Source organism: Caulobacter mirabilis, assembly GCF_002749615.1.
Classification (GTDB): domain Bacteria; phylum Pseudomonadota; class Alphaproteobacteria; order Caulobacterales; family Caulobacteraceae; genus Caulobacter; species Caulobacter mirabilis.
This window is the reverse complement of sequence record NZ_CP024201.1, coordinates 964,956-989,989: the sequence shown is the minus strand read 5'-3', so window position 1 is coordinate 989,989 and position 25,034 is coordinate 964,956. Positions and strand designations below refer to the sequence as shown.

The 25,034-nt window shown below is 69.7% G+C and carries 27 protein-coding genes; 8 read left to right on the top strand and 19 right to left on the bottom strand.

Annotated elements, in window-relative coordinates:
- The first annotated feature begins 36 nt into the window (after positions 1-36).
- Positions 37-813: a hypothetical protein gene (locus CSW64_RS04815; protein ID WP_150131333.1), complete on the top strand. Its 777-nt coding sequence runs from the start codon at positions 37-39 to the stop codon at positions 811-813.
- Positions 814-864: 51 nt separating this feature from the next.
- On the opposite strand, the gene CSW64_RS04810 is transcribed toward CSW64_RS04815, so the two are convergent.
- The 3 genes from CSW64_RS04810 to petA are packed head-to-tail and all read right to left on the bottom strand — an operon-like array spanning position 865 to position 3,589.
- Entirely contained in the window at positions 865-1,707 is an 843-nt protein-coding gene (locus CSW64_RS04810) for a cytochrome c1 (RefSeq protein WP_099621035.1), read from the bottom strand.
- An 8-nt stretch (positions 1,708-1,715) separates the two neighbouring features.
- Complete coding sequence (locus CSW64_RS04805; RefSeq protein WP_099621034.1) at positions 1,716-3,035, bottom strand: cytochrome b; 1,320 nt, start codon at positions 3,033-3,035, stop codon at positions 1,716-1,718.
- Positions 3,036-3,037: 2 nt separating this feature from the next.
- Positions 3,038-3,589 (bottom strand): ubiquinol-cytochrome c reductase iron-sulfur subunit, encoded by a 552-nt coding sequence (gene petA / locus CSW64_RS04800; protein ID WP_099621033.1) that lies wholly within the window; start codon positions 3,587-3,589, stop codon positions 3,038-3,040.
- 234 nt (positions 3,590-3,823) lie between these two features.
- On the opposite strand from petA, the gene hemF reads away from it, so the two are divergent.
- Entirely contained in the window at positions 3,824-4,696 is an 873-nt protein-coding gene (hemF, locus tag CSW64_RS04795; RefSeq protein ID WP_099621032.1) for an oxygen-dependent coproporphyrinogen oxidase, read from the top strand.
- A gap of 3 nt (positions 4,697-4,699) precedes the next feature.
- Here the strand turns inward: hemF and CSW64_RS04790 are convergent, their stop codons facing one another.
- The 4 genes from CSW64_RS04790 to CSW64_RS04775 all read right to left on the bottom strand — a co-directional run bounded on the left by CSW64_RS04790 (position 4,700) and on the right by CSW64_RS04775 (position 8,360).
- Positions 4,700-5,971: a CCA tRNA nucleotidyltransferase gene (locus CSW64_RS04790; protein WP_425430364.1), complete on the bottom strand. Its 1,272-nt coding sequence runs from the start codon at positions 5,969-5,971 to the stop codon at positions 4,700-4,702.
- Between the two features lie 79 nt (positions 5,972-6,050).
- Complete coding sequence (locus CSW64_RS04785) at positions 6,051-6,698, bottom strand: CoA pyrophosphatase (RefSeq protein WP_099621031.1); 648 nt, start codon at positions 6,696-6,698, stop codon at positions 6,051-6,053.
- Positions 6,695-7,249, bottom strand: a complete 555-nt coding sequence (locus tag CSW64_RS04780; RefSeq protein ID WP_099621030.1) for a DUF1285 domain-containing protein — start codon at positions 7,247-7,249, stop codon at positions 6,695-6,697. The genes CSW64_RS04785 and CSW64_RS04780 overlap by 4 nt, the downstream gene beginning before the upstream one ends.
- A 106-nt stretch (positions 7,250-7,355) precedes the next feature.
- Positions 7,356-8,360, bottom strand: a complete 1,005-nt coding sequence (locus CSW64_RS04775) for a Rossmann-fold NAD(P)-binding domain-containing protein (protein WP_150131332.1) — start codon at positions 8,358-8,360, stop codon at positions 7,356-7,358.
- 135 nt (positions 8,361-8,495) lie between these two features.
- Between CSW64_RS04775 and CSW64_RS04770 the strand changes: the two genes are divergently transcribed.
- The gene (locus CSW64_RS04770; protein WP_099621028.1) at positions 8,496-9,077 is read left to right on the top strand and encodes a TetR/AcrR family transcriptional regulator; all 582 of its coding nucleotides are present in this window, start codon (positions 8,496-8,498) and stop codon (positions 9,075-9,077) included.
- Between the two features lie 171 nt (positions 9,078-9,248).
- On the opposite strand, the gene CSW64_RS04765 is transcribed toward CSW64_RS04770, so the two are convergent.
- Entirely contained in the window at positions 9,249-9,737 is a 489-nt protein-coding gene (locus tag CSW64_RS04765) for a GNAT family N-acetyltransferase (protein ID WP_099621027.1), read from the bottom strand.
- Between the two features lie 220 nt (positions 9,738-9,957).
- Here CSW64_RS04765 and CSW64_RS04760 point away from each other — a divergent pair, with 220 nt between their 5' ends.
- Entirely contained in the window at positions 9,958-11,208 is a 1,251-nt protein-coding gene (locus CSW64_RS04760) for an MFS transporter (RefSeq protein ID WP_099621026.1), read from the top strand.
- A 3-nt stretch (positions 11,209-11,211) separates the two neighbouring features.
- On the opposite strand, the gene CSW64_RS04755 is transcribed toward CSW64_RS04760, so the two are convergent.
- Positions 11,212-11,994 carry a DUF1353 domain-containing protein gene (locus CSW64_RS04755; protein ID WP_216361231.1) on the bottom strand — a complete coding sequence of 261 codons (783 nt, stop codon included), beginning with the start codon at positions 11,992-11,994 and terminating at the stop codon, positions 11,212-11,214.
- 149 nt (positions 11,995-12,143) lie between these two features.
- Between CSW64_RS04755 and CSW64_RS04750 the strand changes: the two genes are divergently transcribed.
- Positions 12,144-13,061 (top strand): SDR family NAD(P)-dependent oxidoreductase, encoded by a 918-nt coding sequence (locus CSW64_RS04750; RefSeq protein WP_099621024.1) that lies wholly within the window; start codon positions 12,144-12,146, stop codon positions 13,059-13,061.
- A 122-nt stretch (positions 13,062-13,183) separates the two neighbouring features.
- Positions 13,184-14,380 carry an acetyl-CoA C-acetyltransferase gene (locus CSW64_RS04745; RefSeq protein ID WP_099621023.1) on the top strand — a complete coding sequence of 399 codons (1,197 nt, stop codon included), beginning with the start codon at positions 13,184-13,186 and terminating at the stop codon, positions 14,378-14,380.
- Between the two features lie 149 nt (positions 14,381-14,529).
- Here the strand turns inward: CSW64_RS04745 and CSW64_RS04740 are convergent, their stop codons facing one another.
- The 4 genes from CSW64_RS04740 to CSW64_RS04725 form a co-directional block, all read right to left on the bottom strand.
- Entirely contained in the window at positions 14,530-15,141 is a 612-nt protein-coding gene (locus CSW64_RS04740) for a GNAT family N-acetyltransferase (protein ID WP_172448456.1), read from the bottom strand.
- Positions 15,138-15,617, bottom strand: coding sequence for a GNAT family N-acetyltransferase (locus CSW64_RS04735; RefSeq protein WP_099621021.1), 480 nt, complete (start codon positions 15,615-15,617; stop codon positions 15,138-15,140). Before CSW64_RS04735 ends, CSW64_RS04740 begins: the two co-directional genes overlap by 4 nt.
- The gene (locus CSW64_RS04730; RefSeq protein ID WP_099621020.1) at positions 15,614-16,471 is read right to left on the bottom strand and encodes an SDR family oxidoreductase; all 858 of its coding nucleotides are present in this window, start codon (positions 16,469-16,471) and stop codon (positions 15,614-15,616) included. The genes CSW64_RS04735 and CSW64_RS04730 overlap by 4 nt, the downstream gene beginning before the upstream one ends.
- Positions 16,472-16,673: 202 nt before the next feature.
- Complete coding sequence (locus tag CSW64_RS04725; protein ID WP_099621019.1) at positions 16,674-17,642, bottom strand: SDR family NAD(P)-dependent oxidoreductase; 969 nt, start codon at positions 17,640-17,642, stop codon at positions 16,674-16,676.
- 96 nt (positions 17,643-17,738) lie between these two features.
- Between CSW64_RS04725 and CSW64_RS04720 the strand changes: the two genes are divergently transcribed.
- On the top strand, positions 17,739-18,194 hold the full coding sequence (locus CSW64_RS04720; RefSeq protein ID WP_099621018.1) for a DUF2214 family protein: 456 nt from the start codon (positions 17,739-17,741) through the stop codon (positions 18,192-18,194).
- Between the two features lie 49 nt (positions 18,195-18,243).
- Here the strand turns inward: CSW64_RS04720 and CSW64_RS04715 are convergent, their stop codons facing one another.
- The 5 genes from CSW64_RS04715 to CSW64_RS04695 all read right to left on the bottom strand — a co-directional run bounded on the left by CSW64_RS04715 (position 18,244) and on the right by CSW64_RS04695 (position 21,599).
- On the bottom strand, positions 18,244-18,723 hold the full coding sequence (locus tag CSW64_RS04715) for a GNAT family N-acetyltransferase (protein ID WP_099621017.1): 480 nt from the start codon (positions 18,721-18,723) through the stop codon (positions 18,244-18,246).
- A 10-nt stretch (positions 18,724-18,733) separates the two neighbouring features.
- Complete coding sequence (locus CSW64_RS04710) at positions 18,734-18,961, bottom strand: DUF4287 domain-containing protein (protein ID WP_099621016.1); 228 nt, start codon at positions 18,959-18,961, stop codon at positions 18,734-18,736.
- A 156-nt stretch (positions 18,962-19,117) separates the two neighbouring features.
- Positions 19,118-19,900 carry an enoyl-CoA hydratase-related protein gene (locus CSW64_RS04705; RefSeq protein WP_099621015.1) on the bottom strand — a complete coding sequence of 261 codons (783 nt, stop codon included), beginning with the start codon at positions 19,898-19,900 and terminating at the stop codon, positions 19,118-19,120.
- A gap of 4 nt (positions 19,901-19,904) precedes the next feature.
- On the bottom strand, positions 19,905-20,339 hold the full coding sequence (locus CSW64_RS04700; protein WP_099621014.1) for a MarR family winged helix-turn-helix transcriptional regulator: 435 nt from the start codon (positions 20,337-20,339) through the stop codon (positions 19,905-19,907).
- Positions 20,340-20,525: 186 nt separating this feature from the next.
- A complete protein-coding gene (locus CSW64_RS04695; RefSeq protein WP_245863831.1) occupies positions 20,526-21,599 on the bottom strand; it encodes an MBL fold metallo-hydrolase in 1,074 nt (357 codons plus the stop codon).
- A gap of 143 nt (positions 21,600-21,742) precedes the next feature.
- On the opposite strand from CSW64_RS04695, the gene CSW64_RS04690 reads away from it, so the two are divergent.
- Entirely contained in the window at positions 21,743-23,074 is a 1,332-nt protein-coding gene (locus CSW64_RS04690) for a hypothetical protein (protein WP_099621013.1), read from the top strand.
- A gap of 348 nt (positions 23,075-23,422) precedes the next feature.
- Here the strand turns inward: CSW64_RS04690 and CSW64_RS04685 are convergent, their stop codons facing one another.
- Entirely contained in the window at positions 23,423-24,961 is a 1,539-nt protein-coding gene (locus tag CSW64_RS04685) for an acetolactate synthase large subunit (RefSeq protein WP_099621012.1), read from the bottom strand.
- Between the last annotated feature and the right edge of the window lie 73 nt (positions 24,962-25,034).

Genomic DNA, 25,034 nt, shown 5'->3' with positions numbered 1-25,034 from the left:
TCGCCGTCGGCGGGGAGCTTGGCTAGGATGAGGGCCATGCGCGCGTTCCCGATCCTGCTGCCCCTGATTCTCGCGTGCGGCTGGACCGGCGTCGCGCGCGCGGCCGAGGCCGGACGCTGCTGGTTCGAGAACGGGGCCGTCGTCGTGCCGGCGCGCGTCGGCGACGTGGCCGGCGACTGGATCCTGGACCCCGCCTCGCCCCGCACCCTGCTCCACGAGACCAAGGCTCAGATGGAGGGCCTGCCCGCCGCCTTCACCGCCGCGGCGTCGCTCGCGGGCCGCCGGGTCGAAGGCGTCGACGTGACCGTCGCCGACCTGGATTCGCGCGCGCCGGGCTTCACCACCCCCATCGCCGGCGTCATCGGCGCCGACGTGCTGGCGCGGTTCGTCGTGGACCTCGACTTCTCGCCCTGCCGCGTGCGCCTGATCGGCGGGCGGCCGCCGGTGCTCAAGGGAAGCCGACTGAGGCTGACCCAGGTCGACGGCGTCCCGGCGCTCGAGGCCGGGGTCGCCGACGACCGGCAGGCGGGACTGGGCCTGTTCGCCGTCGACTGGGGCTCGAAGGCCGCTGTACGCCTCTCACAGGCCCGCCTGAGCCCCTCGCCGACCGATCCCGTCCCCGACGCGCACAATGGGGCTCCGGGCCGCCTGCGCGCCCTCTCGCTGGCCGGAGCGCTGTACGAAGAACAGACCGCCGCCGTCGGCCCCTCCCCCGCGCCTTCCCTGGCGGGGACGTTGGGCACGGACTTCTGGTCCCGTTGGCGGCTTCGCCTGGACATCCGCGGCGGCGTCCTGACCCTCGCGCCCAAATGAAAAGGCCCGGGATCGCTCCCGGGCCTTTCCGCATCTCAGTTCGCGAAAGCCTTAGTGGCTCTCGTTGCGCCACACCTGCCGGTAGCTCGCGTAGAGCAGGCCGGAGAAGAGGAGCAGGAAGATGATGACCGCCAGGCCCATCTGCTTGCGGTCCTCCATCTTGGGCTCGGAAGCCCACATGATGAAGGCGGCGACGTCCTCGGCCTGCTGCTTGACGGTCGACTTCACGCCGTCGTCGTAGCTGACCAGGCCGTCCTTGAGCGGCGGGGCCATGGCGATGAAGCCGCCGGCGGGGACGTGCTTCTTGTCGCCCTTCCAGGCTTCGGTCACGTCGCCCGCGAAGAAGACGTTGTAGTGCTGGCCGGTCGGAACCGTCAGGCCGGCCGGCGGAGTCGGATAGCCCTGCAGCAGCGAGGCGATGTACTCCGGGCCGCCCGTACGGGCCTTGCCCATCACCGACAGGTCGGGCGGCAGCGCGCCGCCGTTGCTGGCCCGCGCCGCGTAGTCGTTCGGGAACGGATGCGGGAAGCGGTCGGCCGGGATGCCCGGACGCTTGATGGCGTCGCCGGTCTCATGGTCGATGTCGTCGATCTGGGCGTCCGCCGCCAGAGCCTTCACGACGGGGTTGTCGTTCGGGTTCTTGTACTTCGAATTGTAGAACGGCCCGCCCTTGTCGCCGAGGTTCCGGTACGCCAGCAGGTTCATGCTGTGGCACGCGGCGCAGACCTCGCGATAGACCTTGTAGCCCCGCTGCAGCTGGGCCGCGTCGTACTTGCCGAACGGTCCCTCGAAGCTGAAGTGGATGTCCTTCGGCGGCTCCGGGTGACCGGCCGCGAGGGCCGGCCCCGTGACCAGGGTCAGAGCGGCCGCGATGAAAGTGAGTTTACGCAGCATCTTCGGCCTTAGCCCTTCATCTCGGGAGCAGCGGTCGCCGCGGCCGGAACCGAAGCGGGGTGAGAAAGCGCCGGGCTGGCGATGGTCTCGGGGACCGGCAGCGGCTTCTCGGTCAGACCGAGGACCGGCATGATCACCAGGAAGTAGGCGAAGTAGTACAGGGTGGCGAAGCGCGACAGCCAGACCCAGCTGTTCAGATCGGAGTCGATCAGAATGAAGGTCTTGAAGTGGCCCAGCACCGGATCGTCGGGCAGCTTGGCGCCGCAGAAGCCGAGGATCAGGCACACCACCAGGAAGATGTAGAAGTACAGCTTGGCCTGCGGACGGTAGCGCATCGAGCGCACCTTCGAGGTGTCGAGCCAGGGCAGCGCGAACAGGCAGCCGATGGCGCCGAACATGGCCAGCACGCCCATCAGCTTGTCCGGCACGGCGCGCAGGATCGCGTAGAACGGCAGGAAGTACCATTCCGGAACGATGTGCGCGGGCGTCACCAGCGGGTTGGCCGGGATGTAGTTGTCGGCGTGGCCCAGGGCGTTCGGCATGTAGAAGACGAAGATCGCGAACAGGATCAGGAACAGGCTGATCGCGAAGCCGTCCTTCACCGTGGCGTACGGGGTGAACGGCAGGGTGTCGGCCTTCGACTTGGGCTCGACGCCGGTCGGGTTGTTCTGGCCGACCACGTGCAGCGCCCAGACGTGCAGGATCACGACGCCCGCGATCATGAACGGCAGCAGGTAGTGCAGCGAGAAGAAGCGCTTCAGGGTCGGCTCGTCCACCGCGAAACCGCCCCACAGCAGGGTGGTGATGGTGTCGCCGACGATCGGGAAGGCGCCGAGCAGGTTGGTGATCACGACCGCGCCGTGGAAGCTCATCTGGCCCCAGGGCAGGACGTAGCCCATGAAGGCCGTGGCCATCATCAGCAGGTAGATCACGCAGCCCAGGATCCAGAGCACTTCACGCGGCGCCTTGTAGGAGCCGTAGTAGAGGCCGCGGATCATGTGGATGTAGACGGCGATGAAGAACATCGAGGCGCCGTTGGCGTGCATGTAGCGGATCAGCCAACCGTAGTTGACGTTCCGCATGATGTGCTCGACCGAGGCGAACGCCGCCGAGGCGCTCGGCGTGTAGTGCATGGCCAGCACGATGCCGGTGACGATCTGGATCGCCAGACAGACGCTGAGGATGCCGCCGAAGGTCCACCAGTAGTTCAGGTTCCGGGGCGTCGGGTAGTCGACGAAGCTGTCCCACACCAGACGGCCCACCGGCAGGCGGGTGTCGAGCCAGCGCGTGACGGCGCTCTTCGGTTGATAGGTCGAATGTCCGCTCATGGTCAGCCGATCTTCACCTTGGTGTCGGAAAGGAAGGCGTACTCGGGCACCACCAGGTTCTTGGGCGCCGGGCCTTTGCGAATGCGGCCGGAGGTGTCGTAGTGCGACCCGTGGCAGGGGCAGAACCAGCCGCCGTAGTCGCCGCCGCCCACGGTCGGCACGCAGCCGAGGTGGGTGCAGGAGCCGACCAGGACCAGCCACTGGGCCTTGCCCGGCTTGTGGCGTTCCGCATCGGTCTGCGGGTCCTTCAGGCTCGGGCTATGGTCGTCCTTCACCGCCGCCGCGATCTGCTCGGGCGTGCGGTAGCGGATGAACAGCGGCTTGCCGCGCCAGTTGATCGTCACCTGCAGGCCGGGCTCGATCTTGGTCAGGTCGTACTCGACGCTGGCCAGGGCGAGGGTGTCGGCCGACGGGTTCATCTGGGCGATGAACGGCCACGCCACCGCCGCGACGCCGCCGGCGGCGGCGGTGATGGCGGCGATATGAATGAAGTCGCGGCGCGACGGATCGTCGCCGGCCGGATGGGATGCTGCGTTCGCGGCGGGGTCGGCCACCTTGAGATCACCCTTCGAAACGCCGCGATCGGAAAAGGCGCGGCCTGCAATTAGCGTTACGGACAGGAAATCGGACGGCGGGGATCGGGCCTCCCCGATGAATCTCGCCGCCCCTTCGATGGCCGTCGCGAGACCGATTAGTGCGCGTTACGCGGTTTTTCAACCGACCATGTCGGGAATGTGGTTTTCCGCGCCGCATGGACGCACGCGGCCAAGGCTGTAAAAGGCCCCGCCATGACCGACGCAATCGTGCTCGAAGACCGCAAGACCCGCGCCCGCGACTGGTTCGAGTCGCTGCGCGATCGGATCCACCTCGCCTTCGAAGCGCTGGAGGACGAGGCCCCCGCGGACCTCTATCCGGGCGCGCCCGGACGGTTCGAACGCAAGCCCTGGGTGCGCGAGGCCGGCGGCGGCGGCGTGATGGGCATGATGCACGGCCGCTTCTTCGAGAAGGTCGGGGTCCATACCTCCGTCGTGCACGGGACCTTCACCCCGGAGATGGCCAAGACCATTCCGGGGGCGGACGAAGATCCGCGCTTCTTCGCCACCGGCGTGTCGCTGATCGCCCACATGCGCAGTCCGCGCGTGCCGGCGGTCCATATGAACACCCGCTTCATCTGCACGACCAAGGGCTGGTTCGGCGGCGGCGGCGACCTGACGCCCCTGCTCGGCTACCAGCGCGAGCAGGACTTCCCGGACGCCCAGGCGTTCCACGCCGCGTTCAAGGACGCCTGCGACCGCCACGACCCGGCGTGGCACCCGAAGTACAAGGCCTGGTGCGACGAGTACTTCTTCCTGCCGCACCGGAACGAGCCGCGCGGCGTCGGCGGCATCTTCTACGATCACCACGACAGCGGCGACTGGGAGCGTGACTTCGCCTTCACCCGCGACGTCGGCGAGACCTTCCTGGACATCTATCCGAAGATCGCCCGCGGCCGGATGCACGAGGCCTGGACGCCGGAAGAACGCGAGGAACAGCTGATCCGTCGCGGCCGCTACGTCGAGTTCAACCTGCTCTACGATCGCGGCACCACCTTCGGCCTGAAGACCGGCGGCAACGTCGAATCGATCCTCAGCTCGATGCCGCCCGAGGTGAAGTGGCCGTAGGGGCTAGTAGACCATCCCCTGGACGACGGCCTTCAGCCGCTCCACGGCCGCCAGCTTGTCGTCGATGAAGTCCAGGTCGACCCACCAGGCCTCGACCTCCTTCATCACCTGGCCGACCAGCGGGCCCTTGGGCACGCCGGCGGCCAGCACCTCCTCGCCGGTCAGCGGGAACGGCGGCGGGGACCAGGTCTCCGCCAGCGGGATCATCGCCCGCCACTGAGTCGCGGTCGCGACGCGGTTCGACGCCGCCCAGGCCAGCTTCACCCGATCGACGAAGGCGCGCGCCCCGACGGCGTAGACGGCGCGGCGGATTTCGCGCGGGCTCATCCAGGAGACGATGTGCGGCGTCTTGCCCGCGGCGGCGACCAGCCGGTCCTTCAGGGCGTTCGACAGGCGCAGCCGCTCGGCCACGTCCTGGGCGACCTTGGCGTCGTCCGGGATCATCGCGGCCAGGCGCAGCTCGGGGTCGTTCTCGAACAGCTGCTCGGTCTCGATGGCGATCAGATTGTCGAAGCGGATCAGCGCCTTGACCTGCGGCAGCACCGCGCCGAGGACGCCGGTGGCCGCCATCAACCGGACGGCGCCGCGCGGATCGTCGGCGGCCAGAAGCTTCAGCAGCTCCTTCTGGGTCCGTTCGGCGGCGCGGCCCGACAGCATCCCCTTCAGCGCCTTGCAGGCGGCCAGGGCGGCGTTGTCCGGATCGCCGCGGCCGTACCAGGCGTGGAAGCGGAAGAACCGCAGGATCCGCAGATAGTCCTCGCGGATGCGGGTCATCGGATCGCCGACGAAGACGATGCGGCCGGCCTTGGCGTCGGCCACGCCCTCGCCCGTCGGGTCGTAGATCCGGCCTTCGGAGTCCGCGTAGAGGGCGTTCAGGCGGAAGTCGCGGCGGACCGCATCCTCGGCCCAGTCCTGGGTGAAGGCCACCACGGCGCGGCGGCCGTCGGTCGAGACGTCCTTGCGCAGGGTGGTGATCTCGTAGGCCTTCCCCTCCGAGACGGCGGTGATGGTGCCGTGGTCGACCCCGGTCGGCACGGCGCGCAGGCCCGCCGCCTCCAGCGCCTCGGCGACCTGGTCGGGCGTCAGGATGGTGGCGATGTCGATGTCGTCGATCGGCTGGCCCAGCAGGGTGTTGCGCACGCAGCCGCCGACGAAGCGCGCGCAGCCGGCGTAGCCGCGCGCCTCGAGCGCCTGCATCACCGCCCGGGTCGCGGGCTGGGTCATCCAGGCCGGCTGGCCGATGGTCTCGGGATTCTGGGTAGCAGCGTTCGACATGGCGAAAGGGTTAGGACCTTCGGGACGCGATGAAAAGTGACGACAGCGTCACTTTTTCACAAACAGGACGCCTTTCGTCTCACGCCATGGCCGCGCCGTACAGTCGGTCGTACAGCGCGCGGAGCATTCCGGCCGTCGCGCCCCAGATCAACTGGTTCTCCCAGCTCATGGCGTAGAAGTGCCGCCGCTGGCCGTCGGGCATGTCGTAGAATCGGCGCTCGTAGTTGGCCGGGTCCATCAGGAAGCCGAACGGCGTCTCGAAGATGTCGGCGACCTCGTCCGGATTGGGCGTCAGCACCAGGTCCGGGCGCACGAAGCCCACCACCGGCGTGACCAGGAAGCCGGTGCCGGTGCGATAGGGCGTCGACAGCCCGACCAGCGACACCTTCGAACGGTCGAGGCCGATCTCTTCCTCCGCCTCGCGCAGGGCGGCCTGTGGCGCGGTCTCGCCGGGATCGAGCCGGCCGCCCGGGAAAGCGACCTGGCCGCTGTGGCTGCGCAGGCTGTCGGAGCGGCGGGTCAGCAGGACCGACAGCCCCTCCGGCCGCTCGACCAGGGGCACCAGCACGGCGGCCGGGCGAAGCACGGTCTCTCCCTCCGGAACCCGCATCTCCGGGTTCAGGTCGAAGTCCGAGCGCGCGGCGGTCGCGGGCAGCTCAGAGTCGAATGGATCCAGATGCTGCGATATCCACTCGCGGAGATCTTCGGGAGACGCCGCGGGGCTCATGCGGCCGGCCCCACGGCGAACCAGGCGCCGTTCGAGGTCACCCCCATCACGCCGCCGCGCTCGTTGGCCATCTCGACCAGTTCGTAGAACACCGGGCGGGCGATCAGCGCCTCGAGTCCCCTGCGGACGTGCAGATAGGGCCGCGGCTCCTGGGTCAGGGGGTCCATCTCGACGCGGATGGCGTTGTCCGGCCCGGCCTCGACCTCGTCGCCAACGTTGGTCGTGAAGCGCAGCGCCTCGCCGACGCGGTCGACGCGCGTGGCGATGAAGGGCGCGTCCTCGACGACGATCCTCATCTTCTCGACCGGCGTGACCAGGTGGTAGCCGTCCGGATCGAGCCGCAGCACCGTCGAGAACAGGCGCACCAGCGCCTCCCGCCCGATCGGCGTGCCCTCGTGGAACCAGACGCCGTCCTTGCGGATGCGGATGTCGATCTCGCCGCAATGGGGCGGATTCCACAGGTGCACCGGCGGCAGGCCGCGGCCGGGCGCCTGTTTGGCCGCCGCCACGACGCCGTCGAGGCCGGAAGGAGGTGGGGATTCGGAGCTCACGGGGGACAATGTAGCCCCCCGCCGGCCGTGTGGAAGCGGCAACGGGGCCACGCGCGGCCATATTCCGGGTTTCGAAGCCTGCGGCCGCGCCGCCCCGCCGCGGTCGCTAGGCCTCTTCGATCACCGCGCCCATGGCGCGGAAGGCGGCCACGGCGCGGCCGGGATCGACGACCGTGTGCGGCAGGTAGAGGCCAGGCTCCAGCCGCGGCAGCCCGCCCAGGCCGGCCAGCCGCTCGACGACCAGGGCGACGCCTTGCGCGGTCAGCGGCGCCTGCCCCTCGGGGTGGACGACCCGGAAGCGGAACACCCCTTCCCGTCCGTCGCGCCGGCGGCCGGCGATCTCGATCACGATCTCGGTCGAGAAGGCTTCGCCGCGAAGCCGGCTGGCGGTCTCTCCGACGGCGAATTCGAACCTCGCCGAAGGGACGTCGAACGCGGTGGCCAGGCTGAGCACGTCGAGATTGCCGAACGGAGCGGCCTCGAACGGGCGACCGTCGACGCTCGAGAACACCTCCTTGGCCTCGTCGCCGGACGCCCAGGTCCAGCGGCCGCCCCGCAGCTGCAGGGCGCTGGGTCCGGCGCCGGTCTGGCGTTCGTAGTCCTCGGCCGCGGCCCCGCCGCCGATGTCCTGGTCGTCGAGCAGCGCGGAGACCTTGATGGCGTCGATCCGGTCGAATTCGGCCCCGTAGTGAGCCGCGACAGCGGTGCTCGTCCCCGCCAGCCAGTTGCTCGCCATCACCACCGCGGATGCGTCGGGGCGTTGGATCGCCAAGGCGACCTGAGGCCCGAGCTCGAAGGCGGCGGAGGAGATGTCGACGTAGCCGAGGCCGCGATCCTGGGCGAACCGCAGGGAGTTCAGCGTCGCATCCTTGAAGAACACGACGACGGCGCTGAACCGGGCCGCTGGATCGAGCCCGAGATCCCGTCGGGACAGGTCGACGGCCGCCGCCTCGGCCCGGCCGAGGTCGGCGACCAGCGCCGCCGCGCCGACGGGATCGCGGACGCCGAGCGTGATCGGCAGCTCCGGATAGGTCCGGCGCAGCGTTCTCGCCGCCGTCGCGCCGATCAGACCGGCCCCGCCGATCAGGAGCACCGGTGCTTGCGTCGTCATGTCGAGATTCCCTCTGGTCCGCCCAAGCGTCTTGGGTCATTGTTAGAACTTACAAAATGTAAGTTACAGTGTGTAAGTGGATGCATGACCTGACGGCCGCAAGGGCTCGCCGTCGAAAAGTCCGGTGGAACCGTGATGGGTAAGCTCAGCAAGGCGGAACGCAGGGCGCAGCTGCTGGCGACGGCCCTGGAGATCGCGCGGACGAAGGGGGCCAACGCCCTGACCCTGGGCCATCTCGCCGAGCGCGCGGGGGTCAGCCGGCCGGTCGCCTACCAGCATTTCGAGACGCGGGCGGGCCTGCTGATGCAGCTCTACCGCGACATCGCCGACCGGCAGCATCAGACCCTCCGCGAGACCTTGGCCAAGGCGGACGCAGGCTTCGGCGCCTCCGCGCGGGCGGCGGGCCAGGCGACCATACGCTGCTATGCGACGGTCGGGCCGGAAGCCTTCGCGATCGCCGTCGCCTTGCAGGGCGACCCGGCGCTGGAGGCCTTCCAGCGCGAGCTGATCGACCGCTACGTCGAGACCTACGTGGTCGCGTTCCGGCCGCTCGTCGACCTCGACGACGCGGAGCTGAGGCTGCGCTGCATCGCCGTCGTCGGCGCCGGCGACGCCCTTGCCGGGCGCATGCTCGACGGGTCCCTGCCCGAGGCCGAGGCGGCCGGCTTGCTGACGTCGCTGATCCTGTCCTGGCTGCCGAGCCGCCGTCCCAGTTAGCCCGGATCGACGTTCGAGCTATTGTCCCCGCCTATTCCGGCGAAGGCCGGGACCCAGCCGCCTGAGCGCCTGAATTTGGAGACTATCCGCCGACATTCCGCCCTGAAACTGGGTCCCGGCCTTCGCCGGGATAGGCGGATTTGGGGAACTCAGGCTGAATGTCGACCCGCTCTAGCGCCACACCGGCCCCGCCAGCCCGTCGGCGCCGCCGTCGCGCAGGGGCTTCAGCAGCACCCGGCGCTGGTCGACGGGACCGGGCATGACCACGCCCCGCGCCGGCTCGGCCTCGAAGCCCACCCGGCCGAAGTAGGGCGCGTCGCCGACCAGCAGCACCGCGCGCCAGCCGACCCGGGCCGAGGCCTCGCAGGCCAACTCGACCAGCTGCTGACCGATCTTGTGCTTGCGAAGCTCGGCCTCGACGGCGATCGGGCCGAGGAACACCACCGGCTCGCCGGCGATGGTCACCGGCCACATCCGCACCGAGCCGGCGAGGCGGTCGCCGTCCCAGGCCGTGAAGCTGAGCTCGGGGATCAGGCGGTTATTCTCGCGCAGCCGGTCGGCGGCCTTGGCGTGGCGGCCGGGTCCGAAGGCCCGTTCGAGCAGGGCTTCGATCAGCGGCGCGTCGTCGGCCGTTTCGGGCCGGTAGGAAATCTGGGACATGGAGGAAGGAACCGGAGAAGGAACAGGAGAACGAACCCCGCGCCTTCGTAAGGCCCGGGGCGGCTAGTCGGCCGCGCGGCTGGCGCGGCGGCTCGTTCGTCGGAGGCTGCGCATGCGGCCCTCGCTCCATCGCCACTGATGGCCGCGCACATACGGTCAGCGAACCCTGTCGTCAACGATGGTTGCGAGACCGGCGATACGGGCGCAAAGGAGAAGGCTCATGTCAGAGTCCGCCGAACCCGACACATCGACCCGCGCCCTGCTTCGGCAGGGCGATTTCATTCTCTTCTGGATTTCGCGGTGGACCGCGGTCCTGGGGGTCCAGATCCAGTCCGTGGCGCTGGGCTGGCATGTCTACAGCCTGGCCCGCCAGACCATGGACGTGAAGCAGTCGGCCTTCATGGTCAGCCTGCTGGGCCTGATCAGCTTCGTGCCGGTGCTCCTGCTGGCCCTGCCGGCCGGCGAGACCGCCGACCGCTACGACCGCCGCCGCATCCTGAAGTTCACCTACGCCTCCGAGATCGCCGTGGCCGTGCTGCTGGCGGTGGCCGCCTTCACGCACCACGCCTCGGTCTGGATGCTGCTCGGCAGCGCGGCGCTGTTCGGCGCCTCGCGCGCCTTCTTCGCGCCGGCCAACACGGCCATGGGTCCGATGCTGGTGCCCCGGCACCTGCTGCCGCGCGCCATCGCCTGGAACAGCCTCGCCTGGCAGACCGCCTCGATCGCCGGGCCGGCGATCGGCGGCATCGTCGTCGCCATCTCGCCCGCCCTGTCCTACGGCGTGGCCGCGGCCCTGTACCTGATCGCCGTGACGACCATCTCGCTGATCAGGAGCAACACCCAGCCCGAGGTGCAGCCCGGGTCGCGCTGGGCGCTGATGAAGGAAGGCCTGGTCTACGTCTGGACCAACAAGATCGTCTTCGGGGCCATCTCGCTAGACCTGGCCGCGGTGATCCTGGCCGGCGCCACGGCCATGCTGCCGGTCTACGCCAAGGACGTGCTGCATGTCGGCCCGGAAGGCTTCGGCCTGCTGCGCGCCGCCCCGGCGATCGGCGCCGCCGCCATGGCCTTCTACCTCGCCGCCTCGGCGATCCGCCGCAACGCCGGCCGGATCATGTTTGTCGCCGTCGGCATCTTCGCCCTGGGCACCGTGGTGTTCGGCCTGTCCAAGCTGATGTGGCTCTCGGTCGCGGCCCTGATCGTGCTGGGCGCGGCGGACATGATCAGCGTCTACATCCGCCAGACCCTGGTCCAGCTGGTGACGCCCGACCACATGCGCGGCCGGGTGGCGACGGTGTCCTCGCTGTTCATCGGCGCCTCGAACGAACTCGGCGAGTTCCGCGGCGGCGTCGTGGCCAGGTTCGTCGGCCCGGTGGTCGCCGTGGTCGGCGGCGGGATCGCCGCCCTCGGCGTCACCGTGCTCTGGGCCAAGCTGTTCCCCGACCTGCGCAAGGCCGATCGGCTCGCCTGACGGCTAGGGCTTGTCGTCGAGGCCCAGGTCCGACCACAGCCCCTTCAGCGCGTCCGCGTCGCCATCGAACGCCAACGGGCGGTAGCGCTCGCCGTCGCCCAGCTCGACCCGGTGCGGCTCCAGCCGCTGCGTCCGCTGATCGACCAGCCGCTCGATCTCGTCGAGGCTGAGGTCCTTGCCGGCGATGGCGCCGCCCAGATTCGCCAGCGCGTCAGGCGGCAGGGCGTACTGCTCGACGACGGTGCGGGTCTCGAACGTCTCCTCGCCGCCGCCCAGGTCGATGTCCGGCGGCTCCAGGCCGATGCCCTGGTCGGGACCTTCCCACGACGCCTCGTCGTCGCCGAAGTCCACGCCGAGGGGCCGGTTCCGAGGCCTGCGAGGCCCGTCGTCCGGATGGCGGAGGCGGGCGTTGGCGACCACCGTCTCCGACCACCGCGGCCCGCCCCAGTAGACGCCGGCGTAGAGCAGGTTGGCCTGGCCGCCGGACACGCCGGAGGTGATCATGGCGTCGTAGAAGACGCGATGGACGGCCTCCCAGGCCCGGCTGCGCCGGTCGCAGTAGAAGTCGTGGATGACCGAGGCCTTGCGGTACTTGCCCTCGAAGGGACCGCCCAGGGGCGTCCAGAGGATGCGCGGTATCGAGGCGCCGTCGACGATCGCCTTCTTCGGCACCGACCAGAGCAGGCCATTGGGGTCGGTGTAGTTGAACGCCTTGGTCAGTTCGACGCGGCGGCCGTCGTCCAGCCAGAGGGTGTGCAGGTCTTCATGAAAGCGCCCGAGGGACATGACGAACTCCTCCATCGCAATCTCTGGTTGACCATGGCGTATCGGCGCGCGGTTGGCCATGCGTCCAACCGTCATCGGCGGCTTGCCTGACGCGACGTTCGGCGCTTAGACCCGTCGGAAAGGGAAGAACAATCCAAGGGAGACAGCGGATGGGCGTGCTTGAGGGCAAGGTCGTCCTGGTAACCGGCGCGGCCGGCGGGATCGGCAAGGAGTGCGCCCTGCTGGCGGCGCGCGAAGGCGCCAAGGTGGTCGTCAACGACCTGGGCGGCAGTGTCGCGGGCGGCGACGCCGGCGACGCCGGCCCGGCCGAGGCCACCGCCGCCGAGATCCGCGCCGCCGGGGGCGAAGCGGTCGCCAACTCCGACAGCGTCACCGACTACAAGGCCGTCCAGGGCATGGTCGAACAGGCCAAGGACACGTTCGGCGCCCTGCACGCCATCATCAATCCGGCCGGCATCCTGCGCGACGGCATGTTCCACAAGATGTCCGAGGACGACTGGGACAAGGTCATCGACGTCCATCTGCGCGGCGCCTTCAACGTCTCCCGCGCCTCTGTGGAGCTGTTCCGCGACCAGCAGGACGGGACCTATGTCCACTTCACCTCGACCAGCGGCCTGATCGGCAACATCGGCCAGGCCAACTACGCCGCCGCCAAGCTGGGCGTGGTCGGCCTGTCGCGGATCCTGGCCATGGAAGGCGCGATCAAGGGCGTGCGCAGCAACGTCATCGCGCCGTTCGCCTGGACCCGCATGATCGCCACCATCCCGGTGAAGGACGAGGCCTCGGCCCAGCGCGTCGCCCGGATGAAGAACGCCATGCGCGCCGACCAGGTGGCGCAGCTGGCGGTCGCCCTCGCCTCGCCCGAGGCCAAGGACGTCAGCGGCCAGATCTTCGCCGTGCGCGGCAACGAGGTGATCCTGTTCGACCAGCCCCGCCCGGTCCGCAACATGGCCAACACCGAGGGCTGGACCCCGCGCAGCCTGCTCGACGTGGCGCTGCCGGCCATGAAGAACAGCTTCTTCGACGCCGGCGCGACCGCCTCGGTGTTCCCGTACGACCCGATCTGACACCCTTCCCTGTCATCCCGGACGGCCGAAGGCCGGTCCGGGCCCCAGGGGTCACCGCACTGCAGTCTGGGTCCCGGCTCTCCGCTTCGCTCCGGCCGGGATGACAGTTTGAGAGGTCTCGAATGCGCAGAGTCGCCATCGTCAGCCCCATCCGCACCGCCGTCGGCAAGTTCCAGGGCGGGCTTTCCAGCCTGACCGCGGGCGAGCTGGGCGCCGTCATCCTCAAGGCGCTGGTCGAGCGCACGAAGCTCGATCCGGAGCGGGTCGACGACGTGATCTTCGCCCAAGGCTACGGCAACGGCGAGGCGCCCTGCATCGCCCGCTGGTCGGCCCTGGCCGCCGGCTTCCCGCTGAACGTGCCGGGCTACCAGCTCGACCGCCGCTGCGGCTCGGGCCTGCAGGCGATCATCGACGCGGCGATGATGGTCCAGACCGGGGCCGCCGACGTCGTCATCGCCGGCGGCGTCGAGAGCATGAGCAACGTCGAGTACTACTCGACCGACATGCGCAACGGCGCCCGCGCCGGCTCGGTGACCATGCACGACCGCCTCGCCCGCGGCCGGGTGATGAGCCAGCCGATCGAGCGCTTCGGCGTGATCAGCGGCATGATCGAGACCGCCGACAACCTGGCCCGCGACTACGGCATCACCCGCGAGCAGTCGGACGAATACGCGGTCATGAGCCACCAGCGCGCCACGGCGGCCTGGAAGGACGGCAAGTTCGCCGACGAACTCGCGCCGGTCTTGGTCAAGCAGAAGAAGGGCGATCCGATCGTCTTCGACCACGACGAGGGCTATCGCCCCGACGCGACGATGGAGAGCCTCGGCAAGCTGCGCGCCATCGAGAAGGACGGCGTGGTCACCGCCGGCAACGCCAGCCAGCAGAACGACGCCGCCGCCGCCTGCCTGGTCGTGGCCGAGGACAAGCTGGCCGAGCTGGGCCTGGAGCCGATGGGCTGGTTCCACAGCTGGGCCGCCGCCGGCTGCGATCCCTCGCGCATGGGCATCGGCCCGGTGCCGGCCGTCGAGCGCCTGTTCAAGCGCACGGGCCTCGGCTGGAAGGACATCGACCTGGTCGAGCTGAACGAGGCCTTCGCCCCGCAGGTGCTGGCCGTGCTCAAGGGCTGGGGCTGGGACGACCGGGACAAGCTGAACGTCAACGGCAGCGGCATCTCGCTGGGCCATCCGATCGGCGCCACCGGCGGCCGCATCCTGGCCAACCTGCTGCGCGAACTGCACCGGCGCGACGGCCGCTACGGCCTGGAGACGATGTGCATCGGCGGCGGCCAGGGCATCGCGGCGGTGTTCGAGCGGGCTTAGCGCGTGGGTCGAGACGCGGACCTGAGGGCCCGCTCCTCACCATGACGAATGTGGTTTGGCGCCTGCTGACCTCGTCATCCCGAGGCGCGAGCTTCTGGCGACCCCGGACTTGATCCGGGGCTCGAAGGACGCACGACGTCCGCACCGCCTCAGCCCCACTTCTCCGCCCACTGATCCCGGGTCATCTCCCAGTACAGCGACCGGCGGACCGTCCCATCGGCGCGGGTGGCGTCGCGGGTTCCCATCGGGACGAACCCGGCCGCCTCGATCAGCCGCGCCGAGCGGACATTGTCGGTCGCCGCGGTCAGGCACATCAGCCGCACGCCCAGGGTCTCGAAGATCCAGCCGAAGGTGTGCAGCGCCCCGGCGCCGCCCTGTCCCTCGTTCTGGCGGGAGGGCGAGATGGCGCCGGCCAGTTCCGCCGCCGAACGCTCGGGCCAAACGGTGATGTCGCTGTAGCCGGCGATCTCGCCGGTCGCCTCGCGGCTGACGATCAGCAGTCGCCGGCCCGCCCGCCACTGGGTCTCGCCCTCGACGATCCAGCGCCGGACGTTGGTCTCGTCGATCGGCCGCGGCAGGTCGTAGATCGCGTCCGAGACCCGCGGATCGGCCAGGAAGCGCGCCAGATCGGCCGCGTCCGTCGGTCGGGCGATGGCGCGGCCGAGCCCCAACGTGCCGACATCGGCGGTCGCCACGGCCAGGCGGATGGCGGCCTCCTCCTCCGGCGAGACCTCCAGGACGGTTTTCGGCGGCGCGCTCACGAGGCGGCGAGCCTCGTCAACGCCTCCCCGTCCAGCCGCCAGATCGCGTGATCCTGCGGCGCGGCGCCGAGCTTGCTGTAGAAGGCCATGCCGCCCTCGTTCTCCGGGATGACCGCCCATTCGATGCGCGGCAGCTTCTCGGCGACGCAGCGCCGCGCGAGATCGGCCATCAGCAGCCGGCCGGCGCCGGTGCCCCGGGCGGAGTCGGTGACGAACAGGTCTTCCAGATAGATCCCGCGCCGGCCGGTCCAGCTGGAGAAGCTGTAGAACCAGGTGGTGAAGCCGAGCAGCTCGCCGTCCAGCTCGGCCAGTTCGCAGTAGGCGTGCGGCGTCGGGCCGAAGAACTCCCGTTCGATGTCGGCCAGGGTCGTCTCCACCTCGTCGGCATGCTCGTGGTGGATCGCCAGGTCCATGACGAACTTGAAGATGGCCGGCGCGTCGGCGGCGACGGCGCGGCGGAGGGTGACTTGGCTCATCCGATCTTCACTCCCGGGGGCGCGGGGATCGACTCGGGCACGAAGAAGTCGGGCATCAGGGGCTTGGTCGGGTCCACGCGGTACACTTCGAAATCACGAAAGCCCTCCTCATAGAGGAAGGTGTCGTCGATGAGGAACCGGCCGGTGAACTCCGAGGCCTTCTTGCTGAAGATGGCGTGGGCCGCGTCGGCCATGATGTCCGGCGTGCGGCAGTGCTTCATGCCCTCGTCGCCGGCCAGGGCGAACTGGATCGCCGCCGTGGCGATGCCGGTGCGCGGCCACAGGCCGTTGAAGGCGATGCCGTCGTCGCGATACTCGTCCGCCATGCCGAGCATGAACATGCTCATGTTGTACTTGGCCACCGTGTAGGCGACGTGACGCCCGAACCAGTGCGGGGCCAGGTCCAGCGGCGGCGACAGCGCCAGCACGTGCGGGTTGGCCGCCTTCTTCAGGTGCGGGATGCAGGCCTTGGAGACCAGGAAGGTCCCGCGGGCGTTGATCTGATGCATCAGGTCGTAGCGCTTCATGTCCGTCGCCTCGGTCGGCGTCAGGCTGATGGCGCTGGCGTTGTTCACGCAGATGTCGATGCCGCCGAAGCGGGCCACGGCCTTGTCGACGGCGTCGTAGACGCTGGCCTCGTCGCGGACATCGACGACCAGCGGCAGGGCTTGGCCGCCGGCGGCCTCGATCGCCTCGGCGGCGCTGTAGATCGTGCCGGGCAGCTTGGGATGCGGCTCGGCGGTCTTGGCCGCGACGACGACGTTGGCGCCGTCCTTCGCCGCCCGCAGGCCGATGGCCAGGCCGATGCCCCGGCTCGCGCCGGTGATGAAGAGGGTCTTGCCGGCGAGGGACATGGGGAAGCTCTCCGTTGAAGAGCCCCGAGCATAGACTCCGCGCCGTTCGAAGGGGACAGGCATTGCGTCCTTCGAGCCCCGGATCCAGTCCGGGGTCGCCAGGGGCTCGCTCCTCAGGATGACGAATTCAGCAGGACTCACCCACATTCGTCATGGTGAGGAGCGGACCATCAGGTCCGCGTCTCGAACCACGCAACCCGCCTCAGCGCAGCCCCACCGCCTCTTCCGAATAGGCCCACAGCCGGTCGGCGCTCCCCGGATCCAACGCGTGGGGCAGCACGCCCTTCCACGGCAGATCCTGGGTCCAGGGCTCGGCCTGGGCGCAGTCTTCCAGGTACAGGCCGCCGACGCCTTCCAGCTCCGGACCGACCGCGGCCCAGACGCTGGTCGAGGCGCCCTGCTCCGGCGTCTTGAAGCCCTCCCGGATCGAGCCGTCCTCCTTGATCCAGCCCAGCGCCTTCTGCTCCTCGATCGGCAGGTGGCGCTGCAGCGGGGTCATGATGCCGCCGGGCATGACGGCGTTGGCGGCGACGCCCCGATCCTTGAACCGCTGGTGGAAGCCGACCGCGAACAGGGCGTTGGCCGTCTTGGCCTGGCCGTAGCTCTCCCACTTCTCATAGGCGCGCGTGCGGTAGTTCGGATCGTCCCAGTTGATATCCGAGCGGCGGTGGCCGATCGACGACAGGCTGACCAGGCGCGAGGGTCTCCCGGCTTCCCGGGCGCCCGCTTCCAGCGCCGGCGCCAACAGGTTCCCGAGCAGGAAGTGGCCCAGGTGGTTGGTCCCGAACTGCATCTCGAAGCCGTCCCGGGTCCGGTCCAGCGGGCAGGCCATGACGGCGGCGTTGTTGATCAGGACATGCAGCGGCCTTCCGCCCCAGCGATCGGCGAAGGCGCGGATCGAGGCCAGGTCCGACAGGTCGAGCATCTCGAACCGGGCGCCGGGTCCCTTGGCGGTCTCGCTGATCGACGCGACCGCCGCCGCGCCCAGGTCCGGCTTGCGGGCGGCGATCACCACCTCCGCGCCGGCCTCGGCCAGGGCGCGGGCGGTCTCGATCCCGATGCCGGTGGCCGCCCCGGTGACGATGGCGGTCCTGCCGGCCAGGTCGACCCCGGCGACCACCTCGCGGGCGGGCGTGAACATGCCGAAGGGCGACGTGATGCGCTCTGCCATGGCGTCCTCTCCTCACGGCCTCTTGCCGGGCCGGGTTGTTCCGGCTCACATGCCGGCGAACAAGGACCCGCTTGGGGCGTCCTCGGGGGAACGACCATGCTGGATCTCGTGCTCGCCATCCTGCACCACATCCTCGCCTTCGGCCTAGTGGCGATGCTGATGGCGGAGAGCGTGCTGGTGAAGCCCGGCATGACCGGCGAGACGGCCCGTCGCGTCGCCGGCATCGACGTCGGCTACGGCGCGACCTCGGTGCTGTTGATTCTGGTCGGCGTCGCCCGGGTGCTCTACGCCGCCAAGGGCTGGGCCTACTATGAAGCCAACCTCTGGTTCTGGGCCAAGATGGCGACCTTCCTGGCCGTGGGCCTGCTCTCGGTCCCGCCGACGCTGCGCTACCTGCGCTGGCGCAAGCAGTTCGCCGCCGACGCCGCCTGGTCGCCCGACGCCGCCGAGGTCGCCGGCACACGCCGCTGGATCGGTCTGGAGGTGGTCGGGATCGCCCTGATCATCGTCTTCGCCACGACCATGGCGCGCTATCAGGGGCTGCCGGGCTAGCCGCTTTGGAGACCCTCTCGGGCTTGCGCCGAGACGAGACGGGCCGGGTTCAGAGTTTCCGGAAATACCGCGCCACCGGCCAGCGTTCGAACCCCAGCGCCTCATAGGTCGCGCGCGAGGGTTGGTGCCCCGGGTCGTCGCCGGTCTCCACCAGGGCGATCTCCAGGCCCGCGGCGCGGAAAAACGCCAGGGCATGGTCCATCAGGGCGCGGGCCACGCCTCGCTGCTGAGCGTCGGGATCGACCGCCAGGATGTGGATTTCGCCCATCCGGTCCTCCGGGTGCGTGCGCAACCCGATCCAGCCCAGGATGCGGCCATTCTCGCGCACGACGAAGGCGGTCAGGTCCTCGCTCGCGAGATAGCTTGAGATATCGGCCGCCTGCCGCGCGGCCCATCCAGCCGGGTAGAAGGCGCGGTAGACGTAGTCAGGGACGGCCGGCCGCATCTTCTCGAAGACGGGCGCCCAGGCCCGCAGCGACAGCGCAAGCACCTGAGCCTCGTCGACGGGCGTGTAGGGGGCGATCTCCATGGCGCCCCGCTCAGTCGCCCGGCTTCCGCTTGCCGCTCAGCAGCGCATAGATCGCCATGGCGTGGCCATGGCCCAGGCCCAACTCCGCCTTGGCCCAGTCCACGACCTGGCCGGCCTTCACGCCGGACTTCAGCACGCCCTTCTCGGAGAGGCCGAGGGCGTCGGCCTCGGCCTTCAGCGCCTCGGCGTCGCGCCCGGTCTTCTGCTGGATGGTGTCGAGATAGGCCTGAAAGGACATGCGGGTCTCCGTCGGTTCTGCACTCTGCCCCAAGGACGAATGGGTTGTCGCCTTGCCGACATCGCCAGGACGAAAATCGGGGACATGCTCCGCGAAGCGGTGCGTCTCCCCTTAATGGAACCGGGGACACGTACCGAGGTCCATGTCCCCTGCCGATCATCCCACTTTCGAGAAGTCCGCCGGCCGGCGCTGCATGAAGGCGGCGAAGGCCTCGGCGGCCTCCGGGGTCTTCAGGCGCTGGGCGAACAGGCCTCCCTCCTCGTCCATGCGGGCGGCCAGATGCTCGGCGTCGCGCATCAGGCCCTTGGTGATGGTCAGGGCGCCGAGCGGGCGCTTGGCCAGAGCCTGGGCGGCGTGCAGGGCGCGGCCGTCGACCTCGTCCTCCGGCAGGGCTTCGTTGGCGACGCCCCAGGCCTCGGCCTTCTTGCCGTCGAGGGCCTCGCCGAGCGCGAACATGGCGTAGGCGCGGGCATGGCCGATGCGCGACGGCAGCGTCAGGCTGGAGGCCGCCTCGGGCACCAGGGCCAGGTTCACGAACGGCACGGTCAGGCGGGCGGTGTCGGCGACATAGACCAGGTCGCAGTGCAGCAGCATGGTCGTGCCCACGCCCACGGCCTGGCCGCGCACGGCGGCGACCAGCGGCTTCCTGGCCCGCGCCAGACACTTCAGGAACCGGCCGACGTTGCGCTCGTCGCCGATCGGCGCGCCGCCCTGGGAGGCGTTGGCGGCCGCGAAGTCCATCAGGTCGTTGCCGGCGGTGAAGCTGTCGCCGTTGGAGTTGAACAGCACCACCCGGACGGCCGGGTCAGCCTCGGCGGCGGTCAGGCTGTCAGCCAGCACCCCGTACATGGCGTCGGTGATGGCGTTCTTCTTGTCCGGCCGGTTGAAGGTCAGGGTCATGACGCCGTCCAGGACGGCGACGAGGACGTGATCGGTCATGGGGTTATCTCCGGGGAAAGTTGGTCTGCAGGCTGGCGAGCCAGCGGGCGACGACATCGACCTCGGCCGCGTCGAAGCCTTCGGTCAGTCGGGCGTTGATCTGGTCCAGGCCGTCCAGGGCGAAGGCGCGCGCCTCCCGACCCCGGTCGGTGGGATAGAGGCGCTGCGCGCGCCCGTCGTTGGGATCGGCGCGGCGTTCGACCAGCCCGGCCCGCTCCATGCGGTCGACCAGGCCGGTCATGGCCGAGGGCGCGACGTCCAGGGCCTCGGCCGCCTCGCCGATCAGGGCGCCGCCGTCCTTGCCCAGGAAGAACAGCAGCCCCGCCTGGGCCGCGGTCAGGCCGCCGGCCGCCGCCAGCTCGGCCTCGATCCAGCGCTGCACGCGCCGCTCGCCCGCGGACAGCAGGAAGAACAGGCGGCGCTCGGGCGACGTGGACATGGCGGCAGGATATAGTTCACACGCGAAATATCAAGTTCGCATGTGAACTATCGAAGCCAGCTCTCCTCCCCTCTTGGGGGAGGGGGACCATGCGAAGCATGGTGGAGGGGGTCAAAGGCCTTGGGCCCTCTCCACCACCCTTCGGGTGGTCCCCCTCTCCCGGTGGGAGAGGATCAAAAGGCCCTGCTACGCCGCCCGGTACCAGATCACCCCGTCGGCGTCGGGCTCGGCCACGACCTGGCCGCGTTCGATCAGGCAGTTGATGTGGGCCAGGCCCTCGCCGGTGGCCATGCCGAGCAGATCGGGTCCGATCGGGCGGGCGAACAGGGCCCCGAACACGTCGATCGCGCGCTTGGGCTCGGTCGCCAGCAGCTTTCTCAGCCGGCCCAGCGAGCGCTCGTGACCGTTGATCAGGTGATCCAGCCGCGCGTGCAGGCCGCGGAACGGGTCGTTGTGCGCCGGCAGCACCAGCACGTCGTCAGGCACGGCGGCCTTCACCTTGGCGCAGCTGCTCATCCAGTCCAGCAGCGGGTCGGCGTCCGGCTCGGTCGGGAACACCGACACGTTGGACGAGATGCGCGGCAGCACCTGGTCGCCGCTGATCAGCAGCTTCAGCTCCGGGCAGTAGAGGCAGGCGTGATCCGGCGAATGCCCGTTGCCCGTCACCACGCGCCAGGTCCGCCCGCCGATGTCGAACTCTTCCTCGTCGTCGAGCCGGCGATAGCTGTCGGGCAGCTGGTAGATCGCCTTGCCGAAGCCGCCGAAGCGGGTGCGGTAGTTCTCCAGGGCGTCCTCGTCCCAGCCTGCGGCCTTGTAGAAGCGCACGCCGTCCTCCGGCGCCTCGCGTCCGGTGTCGGCCACCAGCATCCGGCACTGGAGGTACTCCAGCCGGGTCATCCACAGGCGGCAGTCGAACTTGCGGGTCATCCAGCCCGCCAGCCCGATATGGTCCGGGTGCAGGTGGGTCACGATCACGCGGACGATCGGACGACCGCCCAGGCTCTCCTTGAAGGCGGCGCGCCAGGCCTGGGCCGTCTCGCGGGTCTGCAGGCCGGTGTCGACCACGGTCCAGCCCTCGCCGTCCTCGATAGCCCAGACGTTGATGAACTGCAGAGAGCCCCCCAACGGCATGCGCAGCCACTTCACGCCCGGCGCGATGTCGACCGCCTGACCGGTCCCCGGCTCCGGAACCGTCTCGAAGGGATACTCCAGTTTCGGGCGCCGAACGTCGGCCGCCGAATCCTCTATGCCGTCCCGCAACGTACTGCTCTCCAGATGAACGGCCCCATCATCGGCGGTTCAGTCCGCCGCCGCAATTACGACGCCACGTAAGGGTTCTCTTGACCCCTGAAAAAAGCGCGCGCTTAAGTCCGCGCGAGGAATCTGCCCCAGGAGTTTGGAAAATGAGGTTCACCGGGATCGGCCTTGCCGCCGCCCTCGTGGTCGCCGCCATGACGCCCGCCGCGGCGATGGCGGCCAAGAAGCCCGAAGCCCCCGCCGGCGGCGTCGACGCCAAGGCGCGCGAAAGGGGCATGGCGGAGACGCCGGCTCTGGTCACGGCCGCCGGCCTGGCCTGCACCGTCGCCGACGCCCGCTTCATCGGCGAAGACAAGAAGGCCGGCCAGTCCTTCTATGAGGTCGCCTGCAACCCCGGCCTCGGCGGCGTCCTGATGGCGAAGACCGAAGCCAAGCCGCAGTTCTTCACCTGCCTGGAAACCAGCAAGCCCAGCGCCGACGGCAAGCCCAACTCGCTGGCCTGCAAGCTGCCCGCCAACGGCGATCCGGTCCAGGCCCTAGCCCCGCTGGTCGCCAAGTCCGGGGCCGCCTGCACGCTCGAGAAGGCCCGCTCGATCGGTTCGAACAACACCAACAGCTTCTTCGAAATCGCCTGCCAGGGCGGTTCGGGCTACATCCTGCAGACTTCGAACCCGGCCAGCCCCGCCGGCGAGGTCAAGGCCAACACCTGCCTCGCCTACGAGCCGGGCGGCAACCTGTCCTGCGAACTGACCGACCGCGCCGCCCAGCTGGCCGTCGTCGACACCCTGGCCGCCGGCTCGGGCAAGAACTGCGCCGTCAAGGACAAGCGCTACGCCCTCTCCACCACCACGGCCAACTGGTTCGAAGTCAGCTGCCAGGACGGCAAGGGCTACATGCTCGAACAGGCCAATGACGGCAAACTGGCTCGCGCGATCGACTGCGCCAACGCCAGCTTCGTCGGCGGCGGCTGCACCCTGACCGACTCCTCGGTCGCCCAGACCGAGCAGAACAACCTCTACACCAACCTGGCCACCAAGGCCGGCTTCAAGTGCAAGGTCGAGAAGTACGGCATCATGCCGTCGCAGCGCGCCTCGCAGGAGATCGTCGAACTGAAGTGCTCGGACCGTCCGGACGGCGCCGTGGCCGTGTTCGACGGCGCCCAGAACACCTTCCTCAACTGCGCGGTCTCGGAGGCCCAGGGCTTCCGCTGCTCGTTCACCAAGAAGGACGTGGCCTACCCGAAGATCACCGCCGACCTGAAGACCCTCGGCAAGGGCGACTGCGTGGTCTCCGACAGCCGCGCGATGGACAAGCGCACCGCCGACGCCAACTACCTGGAAGTCGCCTGCTCCGACGGCCTGCCGGGCTGGGTCATCGGCTACGCCCCGATGAGCGACAAGCCGAAGGAGGTGCTGAGCTGCCTCCAGGCCGAGAACCTGGGCGCCTGCAAGCTGCCGACCAACAAGCGCAAGAAGTAGCCGCTTCCAGCGCCTGAACGACGAGGGCCCGCCGGATCACTCCGGCGGGCCTTTTTCATGTTCAGTCGTCGAAACGGTCTTCGCGCCCGACCGCGGATCTGGATCCGCCTTGCGCCTGAGCCGTGGTCGGGGCGATGGTCAGCACCGCCACGGCGACCGCCAGGGTCAAGCCCCCAAGCCTCGCCCCAGCCTTCGCCTCGCTGATCCCGCAAGACCATCGCGTCTCCCCGACACGTTTGTTCGGGTCGATGCTCTTCATCACGCCGCGAACAGATTACGTTCGGGAAGCGTCCGGCGCCGCGAAGCCCTTGTCTTCTTACAACGGCGCAACCTTTGACCGGGAGGTCCCTACAGCGCCGCCTCGATGAAGCGCGGCCCCTTCTGGTTCATGGCGCGTTCGAAGGCGGCGTCGAAGGCTTCCGGGGTCGAGACACGTTCGGCCGGAATGCCCAGGCCGCCGGCGACCTGAACCCAATCGATGCGCGGTTCGCCCAGGTCGAGCAGCTTGCGGGCGGCCGGGCCCGGGTTGCCGGCGCCGGTGCGGCCCATCTCGATGTTGAGGATGCGATAGGCATGGTTGGCGAACACCACGGTGGTCACGTCCAGCTGTTCGCGGGCGATCGTCCAGAGGCCCTGCACCGTGTACATCGCCGCGCCGTCGCCATTCAGGCTCAGCACCTTGCGGTCCGGACAGGCCACGGCTGCGCCGATCGCCGCCGGGATGCCCTGGCCGATGGCGCCGCCGGTCAGGCACAGCCAGTCATGCGGCCGGGCGGTCTTGGTCGACTGCCAGATCGGCAGGCCGGCGGTCACCGCGTCATCGCTGACGACGGCGTTGTCGGGCATGTGCCGGGCGATCGAGGCGCCGATCGCGTAGGGATTGAACGGGCCGCTGGGCAGGCCCGGCAGCTCCAGGGCCTCGACCGGCGCGGCCTCGGGCGCGCCCAGGGCGTCGGCCAGGGCCTGCAGCGCGGCGGGGCCGTCGGCCTCACGGCCGCACAGGGTCGCGGCCTCGCAGCCCTCCGGGACCAGGAGGCTGGGGCGATCCGGATAGGCGAAGAAGGCCACCGGCTCGACCGTCTCGACCAGCACCATCAGGTCGACGTCCTGCAGGTCGGCCAGGGCCATCTCGCCGAAGTACATCATCTTGTCGGGCGCGAAGCGGCCGGCGCCGCGGGCGATGCGGGCGACGAAGGTGTCGGTCAGCACGCGCACGCCGGTCGCGGCGATGCGGCCGGCCTGGCGCACCCCGGCGTCCAGGCAGGTCGAGCCGCCCATCAGGATCACCGGCTTCTTCGCCGCCTTGATGCGCGCGGCGACGGCCTCGGCGTCGGCCTGCGAGACCTTGGCGCGCGGCGCCGGCGTCAGGACCGGCCCCTTGACCGCGGTGTCGGACCAGGCGCTGTCGGCCGGCAGGATCAGGCTGGCGCAGCCGCCGGGCGCGCCGTAGCTGGCCAGCACGGCCTCGGCGGTCAGCGGGCCAACGCTGTCGGCGGTGTCGGCGGACTTCACCCACAGCGAGTTGGGCGCGGCCCAGCCGGCGATGTCGCTGTTCAGCGGAGCGTCGTACTGACGGTGATAGGTGGCGTGGTCGCCGATCACGTTGACCACCGGCGTCGCCGCGCGGCGAGCGTTGTGCAGGTTGGCGCCGCCGTTGGCGTAGCCGGCGCCCAGGTGCAGCAGCGTACAGGCCGGCTTGCCCGCCATCCGGCCGTAGCCGTCGGCCGCGCCGGTCGCCACGCCCTCGAACAGGCACAGCACCGACCGCATGCGCGGTTCGCGGTCCAGGGCCGAGACGAACTGCATCTCGCTGGTGCCGGGGTTGGCGAAACAGGCGGTGACGTCGTTGTCGGCCAGGGTGGTGATCAGGGCGTCGGCGCCGTTCATGGTGTGTCTCTCTTCCCTTGCGTTGATAAGGCCCTACCCTCCGCCGCCGGGCGAGAACAAGAGGGGGAAGCGA